General features: G+C 47.7%; 19 protein-coding genes. 15 read left to right on the top strand and 4 right to left on the bottom strand.

The window, feature by feature from the left end; all coding sequences use genetic code 11:
* The first annotated feature begins 59 nt into the window (after positions 1–59).
* Complete coding sequence (locus AACQ84_RS02195; protein ID WP_012306068.1) at positions 60–2,129, top strand: M3 family metallopeptidase; 2,070 nt, start codon at positions 60–62, stop codon at positions 2,127–2,129.
* A 59-nt stretch (positions 2,130–2,188) separates the two neighbouring features.
* On the opposite strand, the gene AACQ84_RS02190 is transcribed toward AACQ84_RS02195, so the two are convergent.
* The 3 genes from AACQ84_RS02190 to clpB all read right to left on the bottom strand — a co-directional run bounded on the left by AACQ84_RS02190 (position 2,189) and on the right by clpB (position 7,410).
* On the bottom strand, positions 2,189–2,950 hold the full coding sequence (locus AACQ84_RS02190) for a ParB family chromosome partitioning protein (RefSeq protein ID WP_012306067.1): 762 nt from the start codon (positions 2,948–2,950) through the stop codon (positions 2,189–2,191).
* Positions 2,951–2,953: 3 nt separating this feature from the next.
* Positions 2,954–4,303, bottom strand: a complete 1,350-nt coding sequence (locus tag AACQ84_RS02185) for an AAA family ATPase (protein ID WP_012306066.1) — start codon at positions 4,301–4,303, stop codon at positions 2,954–2,956.
* 167 nt (positions 4,304–4,470) lie between these two features.
* Positions 4,471–7,410, bottom strand: coding sequence for an ATP-dependent chaperone ClpB (clpB, locus tag AACQ84_RS02180; protein ID WP_012306065.1), 2,940 nt, complete (start codon positions 7,408–7,410; stop codon positions 4,471–4,473).
* Between the two features lie 208 nt (positions 7,411–7,618).
* Between clpB and speD the strand changes: the two genes are divergently transcribed.
* The 8 genes from speD (at position 7,619) to hetR (ending at position 17,022) form a co-directional block, all read left to right on the top strand.
* Complete coding sequence (speD, locus tag AACQ84_RS02175) at positions 7,619–8,002, top strand: adenosylmethionine decarboxylase (RefSeq protein ID WP_041443332.1); 384 nt, start codon at positions 7,619–7,621, stop codon at positions 8,000–8,002.
* A gap of 371 nt (positions 8,003–8,373) precedes the next feature.
* Complete coding sequence (locus AACQ84_RS02170; RefSeq protein WP_030007054.1) at positions 8,374–8,604, top strand: hypothetical protein; 231 nt, start codon at positions 8,374–8,376, stop codon at positions 8,602–8,604.
* Between the two features lie 212 nt (positions 8,605–8,816).
* Positions 8,817–10,478, top strand: coding sequence for a GAF domain-containing sensor histidine kinase (locus AACQ84_RS02165; protein ID WP_012306062.1), 1,662 nt, complete (start codon positions 8,817–8,819; stop codon positions 10,476–10,478).
* Positions 10,479–10,556: 78 nt separating this feature from the next.
* Complete coding sequence (gene ribBA, locus AACQ84_RS02160; protein ID WP_012306061.1) at positions 10,557–12,221, top strand: bifunctional 3,4-dihydroxy-2-butanone-4-phosphate synthase/GTP cyclohydrolase II; 1,665 nt, start codon at positions 10,557–10,559, stop codon at positions 12,219–12,221.
* A 168-nt stretch (positions 12,222–12,389) separates the two neighbouring features.
* Positions 12,390–13,436, top strand: a complete 1,047-nt coding sequence (recA, locus tag AACQ84_RS02155) for a recombinase RecA (protein ID WP_012306060.1) — start codon at positions 12,390–12,392, stop codon at positions 13,434–13,436.
* A 178-nt stretch (positions 13,437–13,614) separates the two neighbouring features.
* Entirely contained in the window at positions 13,615–14,685 is a 1,071-nt protein-coding gene (locus tag AACQ84_RS02150; RefSeq protein ID WP_232308948.1) for a tetratricopeptide repeat protein, read from the top strand.
* 23 nt (positions 14,686–14,708) lie between these two features.
* A complete protein-coding gene (locus tag AACQ84_RS02145; protein WP_012306058.1) occupies positions 14,709–15,833 on the top strand; it encodes an aldo/keto reductase in 1,125 nt (374 codons plus the stop codon).
* A 244-nt stretch (positions 15,834–16,077) separates the two neighbouring features.
* Entirely contained in the window at positions 16,078–17,022 is a 945-nt protein-coding gene (gene hetR, locus AACQ84_RS02140) for a heterocyst differentiation master regulator HetR (RefSeq protein WP_234991360.1), read from the top strand.
* A 130-nt stretch (positions 17,023–17,152) separates the two neighbouring features.
* Here hetR and aspS read toward each other — a convergent pair whose 3' ends face one another.
* A complete protein-coding gene (aspS, locus tag AACQ84_RS02135) occupies positions 17,153–18,943 on the bottom strand; it encodes an aspartate--tRNA ligase (protein ID WP_012306056.1) in 1,791 nt (596 codons plus the stop codon).
* Positions 18,944–19,201: 258 nt separating this feature from the next.
* On the opposite strand from aspS, the gene AACQ84_RS02130 reads away from it, so the two are divergent.
* The 6 genes from AACQ84_RS02130 to AACQ84_RS02105 all read left to right on the top strand — a co-directional run bounded on the left by AACQ84_RS02130 (position 19,202) and on the right by AACQ84_RS02105 (position 24,478).
* The gene (locus AACQ84_RS02130) at positions 19,202–20,026 is read left to right on the top strand and encodes an ABC transporter permease (protein ID WP_012306055.1); all 825 of its coding nucleotides are present in this window, start codon (positions 19,202–19,204) and stop codon (positions 20,024–20,026) included.
* A gap of 24 nt (positions 20,027–20,050) precedes the next feature.
* Complete coding sequence (locus AACQ84_RS02125; protein WP_012306054.1) at positions 20,051–20,893, top strand: DUF2887 domain-containing protein; 843 nt, start codon at positions 20,051–20,053, stop codon at positions 20,891–20,893.
* A 50-nt stretch (positions 20,894–20,943) separates the two neighbouring features.
* On the top strand, positions 20,944–21,399 hold the full coding sequence (locus AACQ84_RS02120) for a DUF29 domain-containing protein (RefSeq protein ID WP_012306053.1): 456 nt from the start codon (positions 20,944–20,946) through the stop codon (positions 21,397–21,399).
* Between the two features lie 215 nt (positions 21,400–21,614).
* Positions 21,615–22,916, top strand: coding sequence for an ABC transporter ATP-binding protein (locus AACQ84_RS02115; protein WP_012306052.1), 1,302 nt, complete (start codon positions 21,615–21,617; stop codon positions 22,914–22,916).
* Between the two features lie 39 nt (positions 22,917–22,955).
* Positions 22,956–23,750 carry a putative sugar O-methyltransferase gene (locus tag AACQ84_RS02110; RefSeq protein WP_012306051.1) on the top strand — a complete coding sequence of 265 codons (795 nt, stop codon included), beginning with the start codon at positions 22,956–22,958 and terminating at the stop codon, positions 23,748–23,750.
* Between the two features lie 29 nt (positions 23,751–23,779).
* Positions 23,780–24,478: a hypothetical protein gene (locus tag AACQ84_RS02105; RefSeq protein WP_143592282.1), complete on the top strand. Its 699-nt coding sequence runs from the start codon at positions 23,780–23,782 to the stop codon at positions 24,476–24,478.
* The last annotated feature ends 1 nt before the right edge of the window (position 24,479 follow it).

The raw sequence follows: 24,479 nt of genomic DNA, 5'->3' as shown, positions 1-24,479 counted from the left end.
CTCCAAAAACTTGCTGTCATAATGGGAAATAGCGTAAACATCAGAAAAATCAACCGCATATGACCCAGAATCCCCTCCTCATCGGCCATGGTCTGCCCCCCTTCGCTGAGATCAAGGCAGAACACGTTGAACCCGCTGTGACGACCCTCCTGACGGAACTAGAGCAACAGGTTAGCGATCTTGAGACGAACCTCAAACCCACCTGGACAGACTTTGTCGAACCCCTCACTCAGCTCGAAGAAAAACTGATGTGGACTTGGGGGGTGATCGGTCATCTGATGAGCGTCAAAAACAGTACAGAACTGCGCGCTGCCTACGAAAAAATGCAACCCGCCGTGGTGCAGTTTATCAACCGCTGGAGCCAAAGTCGCCCCATCTATGAAGGTTACAAAGCGATCCGCGAAAGTGACCAATGGGACAAACTAGAACCCGTCCAGCAACGGATTATCGAAACTGCCCTCAAGGAAGCCGAACTCGCTGGGGTAAGTCTGGAAGGAGAAACCAAAGAGAAATTCAACGCGATCCAATTGGAACTGGCGGATCTTTCGACGAAATTTTCAAATAATGTCCTCGATGCGACCAAGGCCTTTAAGCTCAAACTGACCAATAAAGAAGATGTGGCAGGTTTACCCGATAGCGCCCTGAGTCTCGCCGCCCAAACCGCCCGCAGTGAAGGGGAAGAAAATGCGACCCCAGAAAATGGCCCCTGGGTGATCACCCTTGACTACCCCAGCTATCTCCCCTTTTTGAAATATGCCGAAAACCGGGAACTGCGGGAAAAAGTCTACAAAGCGGCAGTCTCGAAGGCTTCTTCTGGGGAATTTGATAACCACCCCCACATTGATCGCATCCTTGAGTTACGTAAACAAAAGGCCCAAATTTTAGGCTTTGAAAATTACGCCGAACTGAGTCTGGCCCGGAAGATGGCTCCCAACGTCGAAGCCGTAGAAAACTTGATGGAAGAGTTGCGTCAAGTGAGCTTTACCGCCGCGAAAAAGGAATTGGCTGAACTCACGACTTTTTCAGGACAACCGGAGTTGAAACATTGGGATATCGCCTATTGGTCTGAGAAACAAAAGGAAGCAAAATTTGGGTTTAATGCCGAAGAATTGCGCCCTTACTTTTCCCTTGGGCGGGTGCTAGAGGGTTTGTTTGGCCTAGCGCAACGCTTGTTTTCCGTCGAAATCACCGCTGCCGATGGTGAAGCTCCCGTATGGCATGAAGATGTGCGTTATTTCAAAATTAACGACGAGTCTGGTGAACAAATTGCCAGTTTTTACCTCGATCCCTACAGTCGTCCGGCAGAAAAACGCGGTGGGGCTTGGATGAATGATTGTGTGGGTCGCGCCAAAATGGTGGTCAATGGTCACACCGTCACTCGTCTACCTGTGGCCTATCTGATTTGTAACCAGACGCCCCCTGTTGATGGCAAGCCCAGTTTGATGACCTTTGGGGAAGTGGAAACCCTCTTCCATGAGTTTGGCCATGGGCTGCAGCATATGTTGACCCACGTGGACTACCCTGGGGCGGCGGGCATCAATAATGTCGAGTGGGATGCGGTGGAGCTACCCAGTCAGTTTATGGAAAATTGGTGCTACCACCGGGAAACCCTATTTGGCATGGCCAAGCATTACGAAACAGGCGAAACGCTCCCAGAGCATTATTACCAGAAACTCCTGGCTGCTCGCACCTATATGAGTGGCTCGGCAATGTTGCGACAGTTGCACTTTAGTTTGCTCGATATCGAACTGCACGCAAAATATGATCCAGCCAGTGGTGAAACCCCGGAACAGGTACGGAACCGTCTCGCTGAAACCACCACAGTGATGAAGCCATTGCCAGAAGATTCTTTCCTCTGTGCCTTTGGTCATATCTTTGCTGGGGGTTATGCAGCGGGCTATTACAGCTACAAGTGGGCGGAAGTGCTCAGTGCAGATGCGTTTGCGGCATTTGAAGAGGCTGGTCTCGAAGATATGGTGGCGATCGCCGATGTGGGCAAAAAATTCCGCGAAACGATCCTCGGTCTAGGCGGCAGTCTCCATCCCTTGGAAGTCTTCAAGAAATTCCGGGGTCGGGAACCGCAAACAGAACCTTTGCTTCGTCACAGTGGTCTATTGCAAACGGCTTAATCTCATATAATCTAATAATTTTGAAAAAGGCTTTTGGAATATTCCAAAGGCTTTTTCTTTTATTTAGTTTCTTCTACATCAATAAATCGATTCCAAGCATCTAGAATTTTTACCATTGAAGTTTCAGTAATAGCTCTATTTTTGTTCTGTAACCGCACTCTGTTAATAATTTCTCCCAAAGAACTAAAGCGACTTTTTTCTCTCTCTTGAATAATTGCTGTTGCCATTTTCTGACCTTTCTTACCAGTAAAGCCAGCAGAACCTAGTTTATCGACTAAAATTTTGAAATCAGAAGCATTAAAGGTTTCTAGGTGATCCTCATCACGAGGCACAAGAATTTTAACACCATCAAATTTTTGCTCAAGATTTCTCGATAAATTATTTTCTAAGCGAGAAACTTCAAATTTAAGTTGATCTTGAAGGTGAGCTAAAAGATTTTTTTCTAAATTAGCAATTTCATTTTTGTTTAAACTATGTTCCAGAGAGTTAGTCGCAGAACTTTCTTGCACAGTATTTAAATAATCATATTGATGCTTGATCTGCACTTCATTTTCAGAAGTAATAATGATCGCGTTAATCATCTCAAAATCATCATTGATTTCTCTGGCTCGGACTGCTGCATAATATTCTAAATGTCCAGAAACAACGGTAAATGAATCAAAATCTAAGCGTTGAACAAGAATAGGTTGAGAGTTCCCACCGACTGTCAAAAAACTATTGGCCAAAGCTTCAATTTTATCCTTAGAAAAACCAGATCGGGGTTCTGGGCTATCAACAGATAGAATATCAATTAGTTGAATTTTTAAAAGGTTTTCTAGCATAATTTAATTGATTTTCTCTAATACTTCACTAGCTAGCATTGCAAATTCATGGGCTGATACAGAATCTGATTTATAGTCAAAAATAGAGAGTGGATCCGGAATATCTTCTTCTCCATACTCCAAGGTATTTTCCAACGCTTTGGCAAGATCTTCTCGTTCATAAATTGCCGCAGACATTAGGGGAAAACCATAACGTTGTTCGACCATTCTGCGACGTTTGGGATATGTGTATTGGACAAAGCGAGCATTCGTTGAAATCTTCGACGGTAAAACACCTAAGATTTTCAAAGGAGACATGCCAAACATATCTTTGGCTTCGTTTATATCCGCGATAAAATCTTTGACATTATTTAAACCCTCATTAGCAAATGGTTTAAGGTCTGAAGGAATGATTAGATAACCTGCACTTAGTAAAGCAATACGAGCATACAAATTAAGTGAGGGAGGAGTATCAATTAGAACAATATCATAATCATTCTTGACATCTTTTAGCTTAGATAATAGTCGAGTTTTGGCTGGTTCAATCCGGGTTAATTCCGATTCATATTTCATCATCTCAATATGAGATGGGATTACATCAATACCTTGGGATACGTAAGTTGAGGGTCTTGCAACTGCTTTGACTGGATATTTTTCTCTAGATTGAATGAGTTGCAAAATATTGTTATTTTTAAGGTCATCGTCTTTCTCATCAAGAAATTTTGCCAAACCAGTTGCATAAGTCGTATTTGCTTGGCTATCCAAATCAACAATTAAAATCCGTTTGCCTTGCTTCTGCAATGCGGCGGCGAGATTGACTACTGTTGTTGTTTTGCCAACTCCGCCTTTATTGTGATAAACAGCGATGATTTTCATACGATTTTTTCGCGCGGTTAAATTTTTTTCTGATTGAATTTCAGACTTTTTTCGACTACTGGGAACGGGTTTTAAACTTTTACGACCAACTAAAAATTTGATTTTTTCTAGGTTAGCATCAATTTCTGATCCTGAGCATTGAAAACACAGATCTATTTTTGAGCCATCTCGTTCGTAAATACGAAAATCTTTGCCATTCGTTAATATTCCATAGGGAGACTTTAAACTGGTCAAATAGGTTCTTAGACGAGGCACATGACGATCTAAATTTTCTCTCGGACTTTTGGCTTCAATAATAAGATTTAGAGGAGAGCTACTATCCCAAGTGAAAGGCATTACCGTCGCGGTAAACGCCATAAAATCAAGACGAATATTGCCAAAGGCAACTTCTTGGTACCAAGTGTTAGGCGGATAACCTAATTTTGGCAATAAGTAATGGACAATTAATTTACTTTCGACTTCTGTTTCGTTACGAAATGAACTAGGATCAGGAATCACGGCACTCAAAACATTGTGTTTCTTCGCCCATTATCTCCTATATGGATACCAGTTTTTTTGAAGTTTTATAAATTTTAGAAGGATAACTTTAGCAAGTTACAAAGTATTTCTTTGTACATAACACTCAAGAATAATTCAAGCTTAACATTATCCTTTTGCCTCAACACCTAGATAGAATCTAACCAATTTTCTTCTGAGTCAGAATCAGCACCAACATAGGCTGGAGGATTTGTTTCTCTGGTCGGGTATTCTACGCCATTGGCTGTTTGCTCTGGCTCATCGGCACCAAACCATTGATCATCGGGTTCATCGAGTTCAGCCTCTGCAACCACAATTTCATCCGGTGCGACGACAGGAAGGATTTCTGTTTCTGTTATGGATGCCTCTTCTGGTTCTGTGGGTTGCTCTTCCGGTGCTGGGGCGATCGCCTCTTCCGAAATCACCTCTGGCACTTCTCGTTCGGGTCGCTGCCGATCAAAAACCAAGGCACCCTCGACGCAATCGACCAAAATGCGATCGCCTTCCATGAAGTCTGTTTCTAAGATGCGGTTAGCGATAGGATTTTCTAGTTCCCGCTGGATTGCCCGTTTTAAAGGTCTTGCCCCAAAGGTCGGGTCATAACCCGCTTCCACCACATGATCGAGGGCCGCATCCGTAAGCGATAACGTAATTTTTTGGTCGGCCAATAGTTTTTCGATGCGATGGATTTGCAGTTTGACAATTTCGCGCAACTCATCCCGCTTCAAAGTATGGAAAATAATCAGTTCGTCAATGCGGTTCAAAAATTCCGGGCGGAAATTTTTCCGTAACGCCCCTGTCACCTTGTCCCGCATCTTGTCATAGTTGGCATCATCCCCCGACAAACTGAGGATAAATTCACTGCCGATATTGCTCGTCATCACAATGATTGTATTGCGGAAGTCCACCACCCGTCCTTGGGAATCCGTAATCCGGCCGTCATCCAACACCTGCAAGAGAATATTGAATACATCCTTATGGGCTTTCTCGACCTCATCCAGCAGCACCACCGAATAGGGACGACGCCGCACCGCCTCCGACAGCTGCCCCCCCTCCTCATAGCCCACATAACCGGGAGGGGCACCAATCAAACGGGATACAGCATGTTTTTCCATGTATTCGGACATGTCAATGCGCACCATCGCCTCTTCACTATCAAAAAGGAAGGCAGCTAAGGCCCGCGCTAATTCTGTTTTCCCGACTCCGGTCGGTCCCATAAACATAAACGAACCAATCGGGCGACTGGGATCCTTCATCCCAGCCCGGGCGCGACGAATTGCCGCTGAGACAGCTTCCACAGCTTCCTGTTGACCGATCACCCGTTCATGTAAATGACCTTCGAGTTGCAGGAGTTTTTGCCGTTCCGATTCCATCAGACGATTCACGGGAATCCCCGTCCAACGGGCAACAATTTCGGCGATATCGGCTTCCGTGACCTGCTCCCGTAACATGGCATCCCCAGCCGCTTGGATTTCCAGCAGTTTCGCTTCTTTTTCGCTCAGTTCTGCCTGTAACCCTTCTAAACGACCATATTTCAACTGAGCCGCTTTGTTGAGGTCATAGGCCCGTTCGGCTTGCTCCACCTGGAGGCGCAGTTGTTCTTCCTCTTCCTTGAGGGAATTAATTTCGTCAATGAGATTTTTCTCGGCAAGCCATTGGGAAGAAAGATCCTTTTGTTGAACTTCTAGGCTTTTGATTTCTTCGTCGATGCGGTCTAAACGTTCCTTAGAGGCGAGATAGGCGGGGGAAGTGGTGCCGAGTTGTTCTTCACCCTTGAGGGAGAGTTGCTCCATCTGGAGTTGCATTAAGCGGCGATCGATGGCTTCGAGTTCAACGGGTTTGGAGGTAATCTCCATTTTCAGTTTGGCGGCGGCTTCGTCTACTAGATCGATCGCCTTATCGGGGAGAAAACGGTCGGTGATGTAACGGTTGGAGAGGGTGGCAGCGGCAACGAGGGCGGAGTCGGTAATATTGACGCCGTGGTGCAGTTCATAGCGTTCTTTTAAGCCCCGCAGAATGGAAACGGTATCTTCCACGGTGGGCTGTTGGACTAAAACTTGCTGGAAACGCCGTTCGAGGGCGGGATCTTTTTCGATATGTTTGCGGAATTCGTCGAGGGTGGTCGCCCCAATACAGCGCAATTCGCCCCGTGCCAACATCGGTTTGAGTAAATTCCCCGCATCCATCGAGCCATTAGCAGAACCTGCGCCAACAACGGTGTGGACTTCATCAATAAAGAGAATAATTTGTCCGTCGGACTGGGTCACTTCTTTAAGCACAGACCGCAGACGGGCTTCAAATTCGCCCCGGTATTTTGCGCCGGCAATGAGGGAACCCATATCGAGGGACATCAACTGCCGATTTTTCAGGGATTCGGGCACGTCGCCATTGACGATTCGTTGGGCTAAACCTTCGGCGATCGCCGTTTTCCCAACCCCTGGTTCCCCAATTAAAACCGGATTATTTTTCGAGCGCCGAGAAAGCACCTGAATCACGCGCCGAATCTCATCATCCCGCCCAATCACTGGATCAAGTTTGCCGTCCTTGGCCTGTTCGGTGAGATCGCGGCCATATTTACTTAGAGGACTACCACCATAGGAACTGCCACTCTCTTCTTGGTTCTGGGCGGTGACCTTTTGGCTACCTTTGAGTTCTTTGATTTTGAGTTCGAGATCCTGGGGGTCGAGGTTAAAACTTTTCAGCGATCGCCGCCCAATGCGATCATCCTCCGCAAAGCCCACCAGCAAATGCTCAACAGAAATAAAATCATCCTGCCAACTATTGCGACAGGCCTCGGCCCGGTCTAACATCACGTCTAAACCTTGACCGAGATAGAGCTGATCACCCCGCATTAATTTGGGCTGCTGCTGGGCAAACCGTTCTAATTGCTGCTGGAGCCTGATCCCATCGACACCTGTCTGGGTCAAAATCGTTTGGGCCAATCCCTGTTCCTGCTCCTGTTCTAGCAATGACAAGAGTAGATGTTCCACCTCAAGATTTTGGTGTCTGTAGCGACGGGCGATCTCCTGTGACTTGACGATCGCATCCCAAGCTTGTTCGGTGAATTTGCTGGAATCGGTGGGCTGCATCAGTAGTTTGTTTTGGCGTTAACGGTTTTTATCAGCACAGTATAACAAGTTGCTGATTGTCCCTTGGGGGCGATGCGAAAATTTCCCCGATCCAAATTTAGGTAAAAATACGGATTTATTTTCCTCAGAAAATCATTGAAACTGAGATCTTCTTTGTGATATGTACGCAAAGTTTATCCCCTTTACTCGGAGTGTAAGGATAAAAAGAATGAAAAAATTGGGTACTCACCTTGTGGTGGATGGTTGGGGTTCCCCTGCGAACCTCCTCAATGATCCCGAAGGTATCCGTCGGGCCATGATCGAAGCGATCGCCGCCGGAGAAGCGACTCTAATTGATCTCTGTGTCCATCAATTCAGTCCCCACGGTGTAACAGCCACCGCAACCCTTGCTGAGTCCCACATTGCCATTCATACCTGGCCCGAATATGGGTACTTTGCGGCTGATCTTTTCTTTTGTGGTCGCGGCAAACCCGTTGAAGCCATGAAATTCCTCCAGCAGGCGCTACAGGCAACGGAATGTAAAATGACCGAATTTGATCGCGGTTTCCCCAAAGAAATTTTGGTGCCCTCCATGGCTGCGGCGATCGCCTAAATAATCTAACGACTGCTCCAGGGCGAAATTGAACCTCCCCGGCAGTCCAGTTATTACTGAATAACTCAATAAGTTTAGATGCCCCTCTATGTCCCCCAGACCAGAGGGGTTCCTTGTTTTTGGGCAACAAAATGGCAGCCCCATCAAGAAACCGTCACAATTTTGGCTGTCTAAATGAATCCTTCATCATGGTCTTAACCAAAGGCGATCGCCTCCGCAGACCCTACATTAAAAGTCTTTAGCATCCTCTTAGAGAGCTTGTGATGGCGCAAAAGATAACAACCTCGATTAGGGAAATTACCCAAGCCCCTTGATACAGAGACCCAAACGCCCTTTGATAGAATGTAGCTCATCCAATGGCCGCCATTTCTATGGAAAATCACCCCACCGACCCCCAACGACAGCCCGAAAAAACCCAGATTTCGATTCACATCGATCCAGAAGTCCTCGATCAGATCAAACATCTTACTAACGACCCCAGCAAAGTGATCGAAACTGCCGTTAAGCAGTGGCTCCGGGGCGAACGGGTCCGCGATGATGAACTGACCCGACGGTTTCGGCGTAATCCTCCAGTTCCGCCCAAGGGGGAATGGAACGATTAAGAAAGGTAAGTATATTGTTGTTAAGCTGGCCTTTACCCCCAAAATTGTTAGTCATAATGGGCCTTTGTCAGCCATCAAGGAAAAGTCCGATAAAATCCCCAATAGGGTTTGATTTTCTCAAAAGCGCACCGCGCAGCGGATCTCATTGCGATCGCCTGGGCTAGTCATCAAATACCCGGACTTAATCTCGACAATATTCACTCAATGCCTCCATGGGTTGTTTTCCGCCTCAACTACCAGCAGATCAACGGCAGCACTTCGCCTATTGGCAAGCCCTCAACGCAGAAATTATCTGGCTCCAGGACAATATGGGGGTTTGTACCGCTTTTTTTTGGCAATGGGCAGAAACCTTTGGCTGCCAACCCCAGGCAATGGTGACAACAGAAATTTTTCAGCAATGGATCACGGTAGACAACGCCATCTACACAACTGCTCTGCAACGGGTGGGTCAGGGGGGCCTCCCCGAAACCCTAGACGGTACTTTTCAATGGGCCGACCAGACTTTTCCCCTCAAGCTTTTGGTCACTGCCATCGGCGCGGGCCAACTGTTGGTGGTGGGTTTCCCCCAGGCTGTTGCCCCCAGTTCCCTCTCTCCCCTGTCCTATCAAAAAGCCCTCAGTCGCATTGCTCGCAAGATCCGCAATACCTTTGACCTGACGGTGATTCGTCAAGAGGCGATGAATGGCCTAGGTAAAACTTTACAAGTGAGTCGTTGTCTATTGTTGACCGCCGATGCAACCCAAAGCCGATTTCAGATCGAAGCAGAATATCGTTGCAGCTCGGTTCCCTCCTGTCTTGGGGCTAGTTGGCGATCGCCCGATAGCCCAGTCCTCGAAGAAATTTATCAAACTCAAGTTTCCCAATCTTTAACAACCCTTTGCCCGGCCCTGGCCGACAGTCAAGCGGTGCTTATCTTGCCTACCCTCTACCAAGGTAGTGTCAATGGTTTTATCTGTCTGCAACAGTGCGATCGCCCCAGGATTTGGCAGGAAGTTGAGCAAGAATTTGCCCAGGAGCTCGCCGAACAACTGGGAACGGCGATCGCCCATGCTACTCTCTACCAAGAACTCGAACAACTCCACCAAGCCGCCACCGAAGCCGCCCGCCTCAAAAACGACTTCCTCGCCAATACCACCCACGAACTCCGCACCCCCCTCAATGGCATCATCGGTTTTCTGACCCTCGTCCTCGATGAAATGGCCGACGGCCGCGCCGAAGAGTTAGATTTCATTGCCGCCGCCCACGAAAGCGCCCTCCACCTGCTGAACCTGATCAACGATATCCTCGACATTGCCAAAATTGAATCAGGCAAACTCGACCTCGATCTCCAGCCCATTAGCCTAGGGGAACTGCTCGATAACCTCAATAACTTTGCCCGGCCCCAGTTACAAACCAAAAATCTCACCTGGGAAATTTTAGTGCCCGAAAGCCACGACGATATCATCCTCTACGGCGACTACCAGCGTCTTTTTCAGGTGCTCCTGAACCTCGTGGGCAATGCGATCAAATTCACCAATGCTGGTGGTATTACGATCAATGTTGAGCTAGTTTTCAAACCCGTCATCCACGATGATCAACAATTTCCAGGGATGGTCAAAATCAGTGTGATCGATACGGGGATTGGTGTGGCTTTGGATATGCAATCTAAGCTCTTCCAAAATTTTTCCCAGGTGCGGGGTGGCCATACCCGCAAATATGGCGGTACGGGGTTGGGCCTCGCCATTTCCAAGAAACTGGTTGAAGCCTGTGGCGGCAAAATCTCTTTCTACAGTATGGGCGAAGGCTTAGGATCAACGGTCACTTTCTCGGTACTTCTCCAGCAAAAACCCGTGCTCAAACAGCCCAAGCACCAGGATCCCCAAGTGATTATCTAGGCCGCACCGACCCCGGCAAAACGTTACAATAGAAACTAAATATTAAAGAAACATTACATTTAGCAGACCGGAAAATACGTGGATACAGCTTGGCAGTTTGATTCGATTGAAGCGGCATTGGGCGACATCAAAGCCGGACGGGCCATCGTTGTCGTAGACGATGAAAATCGTGAAAATGAGGGGGACATCATCTGTGCGGCCCAACATGCCACCCCAGACATGATTAACTTCATGGCCGTAGAAGCACGGGGCTTGATTTGTTTGGCCATGACCGGCGATCGCCTCGATGCCTTAGATCTGCCTTTGATGGTTCACAAAAATACCGACAGCAACCAAACCGCCTTTACGGTCAGCATTGATGCCCATCCCCGCCTGGGGGTTACTACGGGAATTTCTGCCGAAGACCGTTCCCGCACAATTCAGGTGGCCATTGACCCCACCTCGTGCCCAGAAGACCTCAATCGCCCCGGCCATATTTTCCCCCTCCGAGCCCGGAGTGGTGGTGTCCTTAAGCGCGCTGGCCACACCGAAGCTGCGGTGGATTTGTCCCGTTTGGCTGGTCTATATCCTGCGGGGGTCATTTGCGAAATCCAAAATAATGATGGCTCCATGGCGCGGCTGCCAGAACTGATTGAATATGCCCGAAAATTTGACCTCAAAATTATTAGCATTGCTGACTTGATTTCCTATCGCCTCGAAAATGACCGCTTTGTCTACCGTGAGACTGTCACGAAGCTCCCCACAGAGTTTGGTCAGTTTGAAATCTATGCCTACCGCAACACCATGGATGGCACAGAACATGTGGCCATTGTGAAGGGTGATCCGAAGAATTTTGCCGACCAGCCTGTGATGGTGCGTGTTCACTCAGAATGCTTGACGGGGGATGCCCTCGGTTCCCTGCGCTGTGATTGTCGAATGCAACTCATTGCCGCCCTCAAGATGATCGAAAATGCCGGTCAAGGGGTGGTGGTCTATCTACGTCAGGAAGGGCGCGGCATTGGCTTGATTAACAAACTCAAGGCCTATTCCTTGCAGGATATGGGTTTAGATACAGTAGAAGCTAACGAACGACTTGGTTTCCCGGCGGATCTTCGGGACTACGGCATGGGGGCACAAATGCTCAATGACCTTGGCGTCCATGCGATTCGTTTAATTACCAATAATCCCCGGAAAATTGCGGGCCTGAAGGGCTACGGCCTAGAGGTGGTCGATCGGGTGCCGCTTCTGATTGAGAGTAATGATTTTAATACCCGTTATCTCAATACCAAGGCCCAAAAGTTGGGACATATGCTCCTGCAAACCCACCTAGCGACCATTGCCCTCCGTTGGCAAGGGAAGGATAATGTCACCCAGCGTTATGAACATTTAGAACGGCTCCGCCACTTGACCCAAAAACAACATTTACTCGTGCGGGAGGAAGCCCGTCCGGTCGCTAGTGCGGTCTTTTCCAATGCACCCTTAATCGTTCACCTAGGCTTCGACCAGGCCAAGTTAGCCCGCGCAGATTGGTACACCGATACGCAACATCCCTATCTCCAGGCGATCGCCTCCCTCCTTGGCGACATTGCCCAATGGGATGATCTCACGGAATTGGAGTTTATGATTGCCACAGGGGATGACCCCATGACTGGGTTGCAAATTCAACTCGACCGTGAATTCTTGGCCTGGCTCCAGTTACCAACCTTTATCCAAGCGGCCCCCGTCAAAACCCAGACCATCTATCACTTCCAGCAGCCCAAATAATCATCCCGGTGAGGGTTGTTTGCCGCCGGAATATCACCTGGATCTGCCTTTCGTCAGATTGTAAAAATCCTGCGACAGCTTTCCGGGAAAATTGCGATACCATAAGTACGATTGAACTCAGAAATCCAATCACTTTTGACCCATTACGCCACGGCGATCGAGGTAACCATGTCAGCCATCAGCAATAATCCCGACAAAGAAAAGGCCCTAAACCTAGTGCTCAACCAAATTGAGCGTAACTTTGGTAAGGGGGCGATTATGCGGTTGGGGGATGCCGCCCAGATGAAGGTCGCAACCATTCCCAGTGGGGCTTTGACCCTAGATCAGGCGATGGGCGGTGGGTTTCCGCGTGGGAGAATTGTGGAAATCTATGGCCCGGAGAGTTCTGGGAAAACGACGGTTGCTCTCCATGCGATCGCCGAAGTCCAAAAAGCGGGTGGCGTCGCTGCTTTTATTGACGCTGAACATGCCCTGGATCCCACCTATTCCGCGGCCTTGGGAGTTGATATTGAAAACCTGCTGGTGGCCCAACCCGATAACGGCGAATCTGCTTTAGAAATTGCCGACCAATTGGTTCGCTCGGCGGCTGTGGATCTAATCGTGATTGACTCGGTGGCGGCCCTTGTGCCCAGGGCAGAGATCGAAGGAGAAATGGGCGATGTGCAGGTGGGTCTCCAGGCCCGTCTCATGAGTAAAGCCCTCCGTAAAATTGCCGGGAATATGGGGCGTTCGGGTTGTACGGTGATTTTTCTCAATCAATTGCGCCAAAAAATTGGCATTAGTTACGGCAATCCAGAGGTAACCACCGGGGGAACCGCCCTCAAATTTTATGCCTCTGTGCGCCTAGATATCCGCCGCATCCAAACCCTCAAGAAAGGGAGCGAAGGGGAATTTGGCATCCGCGCCAAGGTTAAAGTGGCGAAAAATAAAGTTGCTCCACCGTTCCGCATTGCCGAATTTGACATTATTTTTGGCAAAGGAATCTCCCGTGTGGGCTGCATGCTAGACCTCGCGGAACAAACAGGTGTCATTACCCGCAAAGGCGCTTGGTACAGCTATGAAGGGGATAACATTGCCCAGGGTCGCGACAATGCAGTGAAGTATCTAGAGGAAAATCCGGACGTTGCGGCGATCGTCACCCAAAAAGTCCGGGAAAATCTGGATATGAGTTCCATGGGTTTCGGGGATGAGCACCACACCACCGAAGAAGAATAAGCATTTTTGTGGCAGCAAATATTCCTGATCCAATGCAAGATGGTAAGACAAGGGGCGAATTTAAGCCTCTTTTTTCTTGAGTTTTTTGAAAATTAGGGAAACAGGCACCAGACAACAGCATAATTTGCGGCGTGCTAGAATCGGATGCGTCATTTTGAAAAAAAACGTTACGTTCACTATGGGTATTCGTTTCTCTCGTTGGTTAGTGGGTTGCGGTGTGGCGATCGCCTTCGGTGTATTGTCCCCTTCAGTCACTTGGGCTAATCCCCAACTCAATGCCCTCCTCGAACAGGGAAATGAACAGCTGACCAATCGGAATTTTGCCCAAGCAGTGCAGCATTACCGCCAGGCTCTCACCCTAGAAGCCAACAACGCCCGGATCCATGGTGCCCTCGGTTACGCCCTTTCCCAACTGGGCAATTATTCAGAAGCGGTGACGGCCTACCGCCGGGCTACGGAATTAGAAGATGATAATGCAGAGTTTTTCAATGCCCTGGGTTTCAATTTGGCCCAAAGTGGCGATAACCGCAGTGCCATCAACGCCTACCAGCGAGCCACCCAACTGCAGCCGAATAACCTGGCCTACAGTCTGGGTTTAGCGACCGTACAATTTCGGGCCGGGGACTACGATCAAGCTCTGGTCGCGTACCGTAAAGTTTTGGCTAAAGACAGCAACAACACCATGGCGCTGCAAAATAGTTTAACCAGTTTGTTGCAATTGGGACGTAACCAAGAGGCGGCAGTGCTGTTTCCTGATTTGCTGCGCCAACGACCCAATGACGCGGAACTCCGCATTAAGGCAGCGGTGACGTGGTTTGGCCTCAATGATCGTGACCAGGCGATCGCCTTCCTGGAAGAAGCCCGCCGCCTCAGCACCCGCGACAGTGCGATGCAAATTCGGGTCGGCAAGATCTACGAAACCCAAAATCTGTTACCCCAGGCGATCGCCGCCTATGAACAGGCTAGTTTTGTCGATCCCCAATCCCGCGAAGCCTTTGCCTTATATGGATCGGCGGCGATGAAGACCGAGGATTATATCAACGCCATTATTGCCTACCGCGCCCTGACGGAATTGTCCCCCACGGATCCGGCGGCCTTTTACAATTTTGCGGTGGCCCTCCAGGGGCGGCGACGTTCCCGCGAAGCCCTCGAAGCTCTAGAAATGGCGCGGGATCTCTACCAACAACGGGGCGATCGCCGGGGGGTTAATATTACGGAATCTCTCATGGCGGCCATCGAAGAGGGCTAGGAACCGCACCAGTCACGATCACCATGCGTTACCGACGGTTTGGGAAAACAGAATTAGACATCTCAATTTTTTCCCTGGGGACAATGCGAGCCTTAGAAAGCAGCGCAACCATGACGGCAACGGTGCAGCGGGCTTGGCAGTTGGGGATTAATCATTTTGAAACAGCGCCGAGCTACGGAGTGAGCGAGCGTTTGTTGGGGCAAGCCTTTCGCGAATTGGGTCTCCCCCGGTCAAATTTTTTTCTCACGAGCAAACTATTACCCAAGGGGGCAGCAGCGGAAATTGAGCAGACCATCACGGTTTCCCTCGAAAATTTAGGCACCGATTATTTAGATTGTCTGGCGATCCACGGGATTAATACAGCGGAACATCTCCAGTGGTTTTTAGAAACGGGTCTGGAGCCGCTCCAACAATTGCAACGGCAAGGCAAATTTCGCCACCTTGGTTTTTCGACCCACGGCCCCCTGCCTTTAATTCTCACGGCCATCGAAACGGGCTATTTTGAATTTGTTAACCTCCATTACTATTATTTTTTTCAGCGTAATGCCGAGGCGATCGCCCTCGCTGCGGCAAGGGATTTAGGGATTTTTATCATTTCCCCTGGCGATAAAGGGGGCCAACTGTTTACACCACCCCAGACTCTCCAGGCCCTTTGTCAACCGGATACGCCCCTAGAACTTACCTACCGTTTTCTATTAGGCGATCGCCGGATTACGACCCTCAGTTTTGGGGCAGCCAATCCCACTGAATTGGCTGTTTTGGTGCCCCTCGTTGACCAAGATCAGCCCCTCACCCCCCAGGAACAACAGCGCCTCACAAACCTGAGTCAGCATCAACACCAACGCCTCCAGGGGACAGAATGCCACCAATGTTACGCCTGCTTACCCTGCCCTGAAGCAATTGCAATCCCCGAAATTCTCCGCCTCAGAAATTTGGCGATCGCCTACGATATGCAAAGTTACGGCGAATACCGCTATCAGATGCTCGAAAATGCCGGCCATTGGTTCCCTGGCAAAAAAGGCAATGCCTGTACAGAATGTGGCGACTGTTTACCCCGTTGCCCCAGCCAACTGCCCATCCCCCAACTGCTTCAGGAGGCCCACCAGCGCTTGAACGGAAAACCGCGCCGTCGTCTTTGGGAAACCTGATTTTGATTTTTGCGCATATTGGCGGATGCATTTAGCCTGTCAATAACCATTAAATTTTCGTGGGGCCGATTCGTCGCCAAAACGGGTTATTAAACTCAGCCAAATGTCAGATTTTCCCTATTTTCAGGGGACAAACCACAGCCAATGGCCAAAAGCCAAGTAGAATTTAGCCCCTAAAGGGATCATCGAAACTTCATTATTCTTGTTTAACTTGCCAGTTGATTCGTTTGGGGAACTCTGAAAATTGACCAATTCCTCTGGGGCTTTTTCGTCGATGGCACAACCGGAACTAGAACTGCTCCAAGCCCTAAATCCGAGTGCCTTTGATCAAGTGTTGTTGTCCTTGGCGTTTTTTGCGCTCCGGCAAAGCAGTTATCGCCATGGGGCTTTTTTGGATGCGGCGGCAACGGCGGCCAAATGTGCGGTCTATACCACCTATGTAGAGCAGGGGGGAAATCTACGCATGACTGGGCATTTGCACCACATCGAACCGAAACGGGTCAAGGCCATTGTTCAGGAAATTGAGCAGGGCCTCCAGGCGGGCCAACGGTTGCAGCATGCGGCTTTCCAGGAACCCACTTACCTGACTGAATTGCCCCAGGTTTGGTTAGGGCAGTATCCCTGGCATCGTTCCCAACCCCGGTTAACGGGCGATCGCCTCAGCGAAGACCAACAAACTTACCTCGAAGCGAAACTGCCCCCAGATCTCCCAGCGGCCCAGGGGATCTCCTCCGCCGAATTTGCGGATCTCATTGCTTTTTTACACCAACAGGCCCAGGCAAAAACCCCAGGCGATCGCCCATTGCCCCTCAGTGAAGCCCTCGCCGAACATATCAAACGCCGTTTGCTCCACGCCGAAACGGTTATGCGCCTCGATAACCCCTGGGGAATGCCCTATTACATCCTTTTGAGTTCTACCTACGGCGGCCCCGACAGCCCAACAAAAGCCCCCCATTCCCTCCTCGAAGACGCCGCCCACTTTCTTCGTCTCAGCCATGCCTGGACAAAGCAACAACACAACGTCATGCGCATTTTTGAATCCCTTGATATTGCCCCCGCCGATTTGTCCCAGGCCCAGACAGAACTGCATGAATTAATGCGGCACTGGGCGAAAAAATATCACCAACGGGGCAAACCCACCATGGCGATTCACATGATGTTTGGCCCCAAAGATCATTCCCTTTCCTAAAACCGAGAACAGCCGCGCTTTCCCAAATGATGTAGAGCACAAAAAAACAGGGGCGATCGCAGAAATTGCACGATCATCCCCCATTATTCTTTTTGAAATGACAATTTCAGTTGTCTTGAAAGCCCATGGCCTAGTCTTTTTCTGGGGCCGTAGAAGCGACAAAAAGTTCCTTCAGTTGCTTTTGATCGACTCCCGCCGGCGCATCGGTCAACAGACAGCTTGCCTGTTGTGTTTTCGGGAAGGCAATTACATCGCGAATGGAATCTTCCTGGGCCATAAGCATCACCAAACGATCTAAACCGTAGGCAATGCCGCCATGGGGTGGGGTGCCATATTCAAAGGCTTCGAGCAGAAAACCAAATTTTTCTTGGGCCTCGGTTTCTGATAAGCCAATGGTCTGGAAGACTTTTTCTTGGACTTCCCGCTGGTAAATCCGTAGACTGCCACCACCGATTTCAATGCCATTTAAGACGATGTCGTAGGCGAGGGCACGGGCCGTTGCCAGATCTTCTAGATCTTCTGGATTCGGTGCAGTAAAGGGATGATGTAGGGCTTCGAGGCGTTTTTCGTCGCTGTTGTATTCAAACATCGGAAAATCCGTAACCCAAACAAAATTGAGCTGATTTTCATTGATCAAGCCCATCTCAGCACCGACTAACTGTCGCACCCGGTCTAGAGACTTATTGACAATATCCGTCGCCCCGGCCCCAAAGAGGAGGAGCGTGCCCGCTTCAGCCCCAGTACGACTGAGAAGTTCTTGTTTTTGGGCGTCACTGAGGTTGTCCTTGATCGCGCCGATGGTATCAATTGCCCCGTCTTCCCGCACCCGAATAAAGGCAAGCCCTTTGGCCCCCATTTCGACGGCGGCATTAAATAGATCGCCACCGGGCTTGATCCGTACATTGGAAATGGCATCATTTCCGTTGGGAATCGGGAGGACTTTTACTTGGCCACCGCTCTTAACCGCGCCAGAAAAGACTTTAAAGCCCATGTCCGCAACGATATCAGAGACGTTGACCAGCTCCAGGCCAAAGCGCGTATCGGGGCGATCGCAGCCATATTTCTCCATGGACTCGGCGTAGGTGATGCGCGGGAAGGGACGCTCTAGTTCAATGCCTTGGGCATCCTGGAAAATACGACAAATTAAGCGTTCGTTGAGGTCAATGATTTCGTCGAAGGACATGAAGCTCATTTCCATATCCAACTGGGTAAATTCCGGTTGACGGTCGGCCCGGAGGTCTTCGTCCCGGAAGCAACGGGCAATTTGATAGTAGCGATCGCAACCGGCCACCATCAGCAATTGCTTAAAAAGCTGAGGCGACTGGGGCAGGGCATACCAATCGCCTGGGTTCACCCGGGACGGCACCAGATAATCCCGCGCCCCTTCGGGGGTAGACCGGGTCAGAATTGGCGTTTCCACCTCCATGAAGTTTTCATCGTCTTCCAGGAAGCGGCGCATGGATTTGACGACGGTGTGGCGCAGTTGGAGGTTTTTCGCCATGGTTTCCCGGCGCAGGTCGAGGTAGCGATATTTTAGCCGGAGGTCTTCTTTGACTTGATCGCCGTCGGCACTACTGGAAACGAGGATCGGTAGCTGTTTATGGACGCCATTTAGGATCTCGATGGTGTCAGCGTAGATCTCCACTTCGCCAGTGGGCAATTTGGGATTCTTCGCCCCTTCTTGGCGGGCACTGACTTTCCCAACAATTTTTACAACATACTCACTACGGCTAGCATCGGCATCATTGTAGGAATCTGGGGTTCGCTGGGGGTCACTGACAATCTGGACAATGCCCGTGCGATCGCGCAGATCAATAAAAATTACGCCACCATGATCCCGACGGCGATCGACCCAGCCATACAGGGTTACGGTCTGGTCAATGTGCTCGGAGCGCAAATCCCCGCAGTAATGAGTACGCATAGTTAGTATATATAGTTAAAGCATAGAGTTTTAAAGCGATACTAAGCCTACCAAAGATCCTGGGTCTTGCCTACATTCTCTTGGGCATCCCAAACTTAAGGGTAAAACTGGCTGCCATCTGACAAAAATCCGATCCTAATAATTCGTCAAGTCCCCCGCCCTGAATCAGCAATGAAAACTAGCGCGGCGATCGCCTGATGATTGTATAAACCCGTAAAATGCAGCAAGGTTATTGAAATAGCATTTCCCAGGGAATCGATGCGAAATTACTATCTGGTTATTGAAGCGGGCAAAACGGAAAAACAGTATTGGCAGGACATTTGGCAATATCGAGAACTGTTCTATTTTTTGGCCTGGCGGGATATTTTGGTGCGCTACAAACAAACGGCGATCGGCGTGCTCTGGGCTTTACTGCGGCCTTTTTTGACGATGATTGTGTTTACGATTGTTTTTGGTAATCTGGCGAAACTCCCCTCCGAGGGGGCACCTTACCCAATTTTGGTATTTGCGGCGATGCTACCGTGGCAATTTTTTGCAAGTTCCCTTGCTGAATGTAGTAACAGCTTAATCACCAACTCCAATCTTTTGGCAAAGGTTTATTTTCCTCGGTTGATTGTGCCGACCAGTGCCGTGATCGTCAGCTTTGTGGACTTTCTCATTTCGGGGTTTATCCTGCTGGGGCTGATGGCTTGGTATAACTTTGTCCCCAGTTGGCGAATTCTAACGTTGCCCATTTTTGTGGCGATCGCCTTTATGGCGGCGATGGGGGCAGGACTATGGTTAGCTTCTTTGAATGTACAGTACCGCGATTTTCGCTACATTGTACCGTTTTTCGTCCAATTTGGCCTGTATATTTCCCCGGTAGGTTTTAGCAGTAGCATTGTGCCGGAGCAGTGGCGGTTATTGTATTCTCTTAACCCGATGGTCTCGGTCATTGATGGTTTTCGCTGGGCAATCCTAGGGGGCGAGTCCCAGATTTATCTCCCAGGATTTTTGTTGTCCTTCGGTTTGGTGGTCGCAATTTTTGCGGGTGGTGTTTGGTATTTTCGGCGGATGGAGCGTATTTTTGCCGATATCATCTAAACTTCAGTCATTTCAAAAAAGCTCATGCGCACTGACAAATGGTTTTACGAGTTATTTTTATCCCAACCGGGGATGTTAGCGGAATTAATCCCTGGTATTGATCCTGACTGGGAATTTGTTTACAGCGCCCCCGTCGTTAAGGAAAAGGAATTTCGCTTGGATGGTCTGTTTTTGCCCGTCACTGAAAAGCCTGGGATCCCAATCGTATTTGCAGAGGCGCAAATGCAAGCAGATGAGCGGTTTTATGGTCGCTATTTTGCGCAATTATTCGTTTATCTGTACCAGTACAACGTTGACTGTGACTGGCGGGGACTACTGATTTTACGGGGTAGAAGACAAGGATTAGGTTCGGAATTACCCTATCAAGGCTTATTAGAACAACGGGTAACACGACTGTACTTGAGTGACCTCAAGGACAAGGCGGACTTGAGTCCTAATTTGATGCTGTTGCAGTTGTTGACGACAGAGAAGCTGCAAAGTATGCAGCTCGGCCAAACCCTGTTGAAAACTGCAGAAACAGAGGCGGAGTTTGACCGTCGACTGAGTTTGATTGAGACTATACTGACAAATAAATACCCAGATTTGACCCAGGAGATGATTATGGAAATTCTCGATCTGAAACAGACAGATATTACTCGTTCTCGCTTTTACCAAGAGATCATGACCAAAGGTCTTCAGGAAGGTCGTCAGGAGGAAGCGGCAAATTTGGTGATGCGTCAGTTAAAACGGCGCTTTGGAGAATTATCAGAGTCACAGAGCGAAAAAATCCGGTGTTTATCTGTGCGGCAGCTAGAGGATCTGGGAGAGGCACTATTGGATTTTGCTGCGGTAGCTGATTTGGATGGATTTTTGGCGCAGGTGGATTAGGGGATTCGGAAATCTCTATATTTTTCTAATTTTCTAAAGTCGATACTTTCATGGCTATCCCTCTTAGTCCGACACTTTACGATGATGATTATGTTGCTTGGTTAGATATCACCCTAGAGCAACTCAAAAAACATGATCTAGATCATCTTGATTGGCAAAATCTGACCGAGGAAATTGAAGCATTGGGACGGGAACAACGCCGCAAAGTCGAGAGCTATCTACTTCGACTTTTAATCCATTTACTGCTCTATCAACATTGGCATACCGAAAGAGAATGGTCGGGCAGAGGTTGGGAGAAAGAAATCGATAACTTTCGCTTGGAATTGGATTTACTCCTAGAATCAAAAGTCTTATCTAATTATTTAGAGACAGTCTTAGAAAAAGACTACCAAAAGGCGCGGAAAAGCGCGATTCGCAAGTCCCGGCTTTCTCCCGAAACCTTTCCCATCAGTTGTCCCTACAGTATTGAGCAAATCCTCGACCCGAATTGGCTCCCTAAAATTTGATCATTAGAGGCGATTTATAGAGCCCCCTGGCCCCCAGTCTGGGGGAGATTTTCGGATCAAAATTCTCCATTTCTGAAGCGGTCAATAAAGCTTTGAGAGCAATTCTCTCTGCGATTCCTCAGTAGTTCTCGGAGTAACGGTTTGTCGGAAGTGATCGCCTTTGGGGTCTGATCGGGTAGGCTATTTTAAGAATTGATATAGGTTACTGGGTTTCCATGTCGGACACGATCATCCGGGTCGAAAATTTAGGGAAAAAGTATATCATCGGCCACCAAGCGCAATCGGGGGGCTGGAAGCCGAACCGTGGTAATTATGTGGCGTTGCGGGATGTGGTGGCGAACGGAGTCAAATCTTTTGGGAAGCGGCTCCTAGGGAAAGAACAGCGGCGCAGTTACACAACGGAAGAGTTTTGGGCGCTGAAGAATATTAACTTCGAGATTAAACGGGGCGAGGTGGTTGGTATTATTGGCCGCAATGGGGCGGGAAAATCGACGCTCCTAAAAATCCTCAGTCGAATTACGGAACCGACCACAGGCCGCATTGAGTTACGGGGACGGGTTGCGAGCTTGTTGGAGGTGGGGACGGGCTTCCATCCGGAACTAACGGGACGGGAAAATATTTATCTGAATGGGTCGATCCTGGGGATGAGTCGGCTAGAGATCCGCAAGAAGTTTGATGAGATTGTGGCGTTTGCGGAGGTGGAGCGGTTTCTAGATACGCCAGTGAAGCGGTATTCGAGTGGGATGTATGTGCGGCTGGCGTTTGCGGTGGCGGCGCACTTGGAACCGGAGATCTTGGTGGTGGATGAGGTGTTGGCGGTGGGGGATGCGGCGTTTCAGAAGAAGTGTTTAGGGAAAATGGAAGATGTGGCAACAAATGAAGGGAGAACAGTTTTATTTGTTAGTCATAATATGGGTGCTATTGAGAAGCTATGTCGTTCTGGAATTGTTTTACAACAAGGTTGTCTGCGATTTCTTGGTTCTAGAGATGCTGCTATTAATGAATATTTAGCAGGTTTGTCTGAAAGCAACCTATCGTTATCTAAGCGTAAGGATAGAAGGGGTAACGGAGAAATAAGAATAACAGGTATTGAAATCAGAGATGAATCGGGCAAAATTTTAGATGTAGCTCAGTCAGGCCAAAATATTAATGTTCATTTTTACTTTGAAACTTATAGTGATCGTAAGCTATCGCGAATTATTATTGGATTAGGAATCACCACTATGTTTGGTACTCCTGTTTTTCTAATACATAATCGTTTAACTGGCAATGATTTTGGAGAACTGCCTAAACAAGGGGTTTTTATCTGTCATTTAGAAAAGCTAGCATTACCTCCGTCTAACTATCAAATTAATTATTCTGTTCTTAGAGATGGTGTGGACTACTTAGATTCTATACACAATGCAAAAGAGTTATCTGTAGTTGATGGCGATTTTTATGGTTCAGGTGAAGTCCCTCCAATTTCTCATGGTGTAAGCTTGGCGAGAGGAGAGTGGAAACTCCTCCGAGTTAGTTGATAAATCCTAGCCTTAAAAATTTAATCGATAGTAAAATTCATGACAAAAACAAGCTGCTCTGACAATGGCACATATCCAGACTTTTGTTTAAAGGCTTCTAGTCAAGAAAATATTTTTAATTGTTTCAGAAGACACCCAGTATATACTCAAGTCGTTGAAACAGTTCCCAGAAAAGGAGGAAAAGATTATCTTAAACTTGCGTTGAAATTCAATCCAAAAATAACTAAACATCTTGACAAGTTTGCAACAAGTGAAAGAATAGGTAGTCCAAAAACTTACAAATACCGAACTTCTTTTTTAGGCAAAAACTATACTTTTTCTCCAACGACATTGCGTTATGTTCTTGTCCTTAGTCAACTAGTACATTTTTTCGGAGATTTGAACAACTTCAATATTGTTGAAATTGGAGTAGGCTATGGAGGATTATGTAAAGTGATTGCAGATCTATTTCCTTCTGCAAAATATACCTTAGTAGATTTACCCGAAGCACTAAGCCTATCTCAAAAATTCTTGACACATTTTGATGTCAAAAATGTACAATATCTTGATGCAACTCATATACCTACTCAAATTTCTTACGATTTATGCATTAGTAACTATGCCTTTTCAGAACTAAGTAGAGATATTCAGGATTTATATTTTCAGAACATACTGAAAAACTCTAAATGTGGTTATATGTTGTGTAACTTTAAAACTCACACATGGCAAAATGAGCAGTATAAAGAAACTGAATTGCTTGAGCTGCTAAAAGGATCAGTGGTTTATAAAGATAAGCAATGGCTAGCAAATATAGATTTGCAATATAATATTTCATTAATCACATGGAATCAATAATGTTTACCATTACATACTAAATCAACCAAATGGGAATTGTAAGAATGGGGCCACCTGAAAATTTAATTCAGGAGCTAAAGAATCATTTAAAGCTCAATTATTTTGTGGAAACAGGAACCTATCTAGGTGGTACGGCAGTATGGGCTTCTAAAATTTTCCAGTTTGTTTTTACGATTGAATTTTCACCAGAACTTTTCCATAAAGCAAAAGAGAAGTTTGCGGATGTTCAAAATGTAAAATGTCTTTTCGGAGATTCAAGGGAGCAGTTAAAAGAAATCATTGACACACTTGATCAGCCTGCTCTTTTTTGGCTTGATGCCCATTGGTCAGGTGGCGTAACTTATGGCGATGAAGATCAATGTCCATTACTAGAAGAGTTAGAAATTTTAAATAATTCTGAATACAATCATTTTATCCTCATCGATGATGCAAGACTATTTTTATCTCCGCCTCAACCACCTCATCAAGTAGATCATTGGCCAAACATTTGTAATATTGTTGATGTTTTACGAAAAAAATACTCAGATAAGTATATTGTCATCATTGAAGATGTCATTATTGCTGTACCATTAGAAGCAAAAGATATAGTGATTCAATACTGTCAAGAAACCAATGCCAAGTCATGGCATGAATATGGCAGATCAAAACTAATTAAAGGTATTGAATTGATCGGAGTTTGGGGAAAACAGAAGCTGAAATCTGCTCTCCAAAAGATTTTAAAGCCTTAGG

Source organism: Picosynechococcus sp. PCC 7002 (assembly GCF_963860125.1).
In the GTDB taxonomy this organism is placed as follows: Bacteria; Cyanobacteriota; Cyanobacteriia; order Cyanobacteriales; family MRBY01; genus MRBY01.
Note: the sequence above shows the minus strand (reverse complement) of the source record. Positions and strands in the feature narration are given on the sequence as shown.

Bases quoted from the DNA above. Each gene is read 5' to 3' on its own strand.
- AACQ84_RS02195 (WP_012306068.1), top strand. From the start codon at position 60: ATGACCCAGAATCCCCTCCTCATCGGCCATGGTCTGCCCCCCTTCGCT.
- AACQ84_RS02190 (WP_012306067.1), bottom strand. From the start codon at position 2,950: ATGCTAGAAAACCTTTTAAAAATTCAACTAATTGATATTCTATCTGTT.
- clpB (WP_012306065.1), bottom strand. From the start codon at position 7,410: ATGCAGCCCACCGATTCCAGCAAATTCACCGAACAAGCTTGGGATGCG.
- speD (WP_041443332.1), top strand. From the start codon at position 7,619: ATGAAAAAATTGGGTACTCACCTTGTGGTGGATGGTTGGGGTTCCCCT.
- AACQ84_RS02170 (WP_030007054.1), top strand. From the start codon at position 8,374: ATGGAAAATCACCCCACCGACCCCCAACGACAGCCCGAAAAAACCCAG.
- AACQ84_RS02165 (WP_012306062.1), top strand. From the start codon at position 8,817: ATGGGTTGTTTTCCGCCTCAACTACCAGCAGATCAACGGCAGCACTTC.
- recA (WP_012306060.1), top strand. From the start codon at position 12,390: ATGTCAGCCATCAGCAATAATCCCGACAAAGAAAAGGCCCTAAACCTA.
- AACQ84_RS02150 (WP_232308948.1), top strand. From the start codon at position 13,615: ATGGGTATTCGTTTCTCTCGTTGGTTAGTGGGTTGCGGTGTGGCGATC.
- AACQ84_RS02145 (WP_012306058.1), top strand. From the start codon at position 14,709: ATGCGTTACCGACGGTTTGGGAAAACAGAATTAGACATCTCAATTTTT.
- aspS (WP_012306056.1), bottom strand. From the start codon at position 18,943: ATGCGTACTCATTACTGCGGGGATTTGCGCTCCGAGCACATTGACCAG.
- AACQ84_RS02130 (WP_012306055.1), top strand. From the start codon at position 19,202: ATGCGAAATTACTATCTGGTTATTGAAGCGGGCAAAACGGAAAAACAG.
- AACQ84_RS02125 (WP_012306054.1), top strand. From the start codon at position 20,051: ATGCGCACTGACAAATGGTTTTACGAGTTATTTTTATCCCAACCGGGG.
- AACQ84_RS02120 (WP_012306053.1), top strand. From the start codon at position 20,944: ATGGCTATCCCTCTTAGTCCGACACTTTACGATGATGATTATGTTGCT.
- AACQ84_RS02115 (WP_012306052.1), top strand. From the start codon at position 21,615: ATGTCGGACACGATCATCCGGGTCGAAAATTTAGGGAAAAAGTATATC.
- AACQ84_RS02110 (WP_012306051.1), top strand. From the start codon at position 22,956: ATGACAAAAACAAGCTGCTCTGACAATGGCACATATCCAGACTTTTGT.
- AACQ84_RS02105 (WP_143592282.1), top strand. From the start codon at position 23,780: ATGGGAATTGTAAGAATGGGGCCACCTGAAAATTTAATTCAGGAGCTA.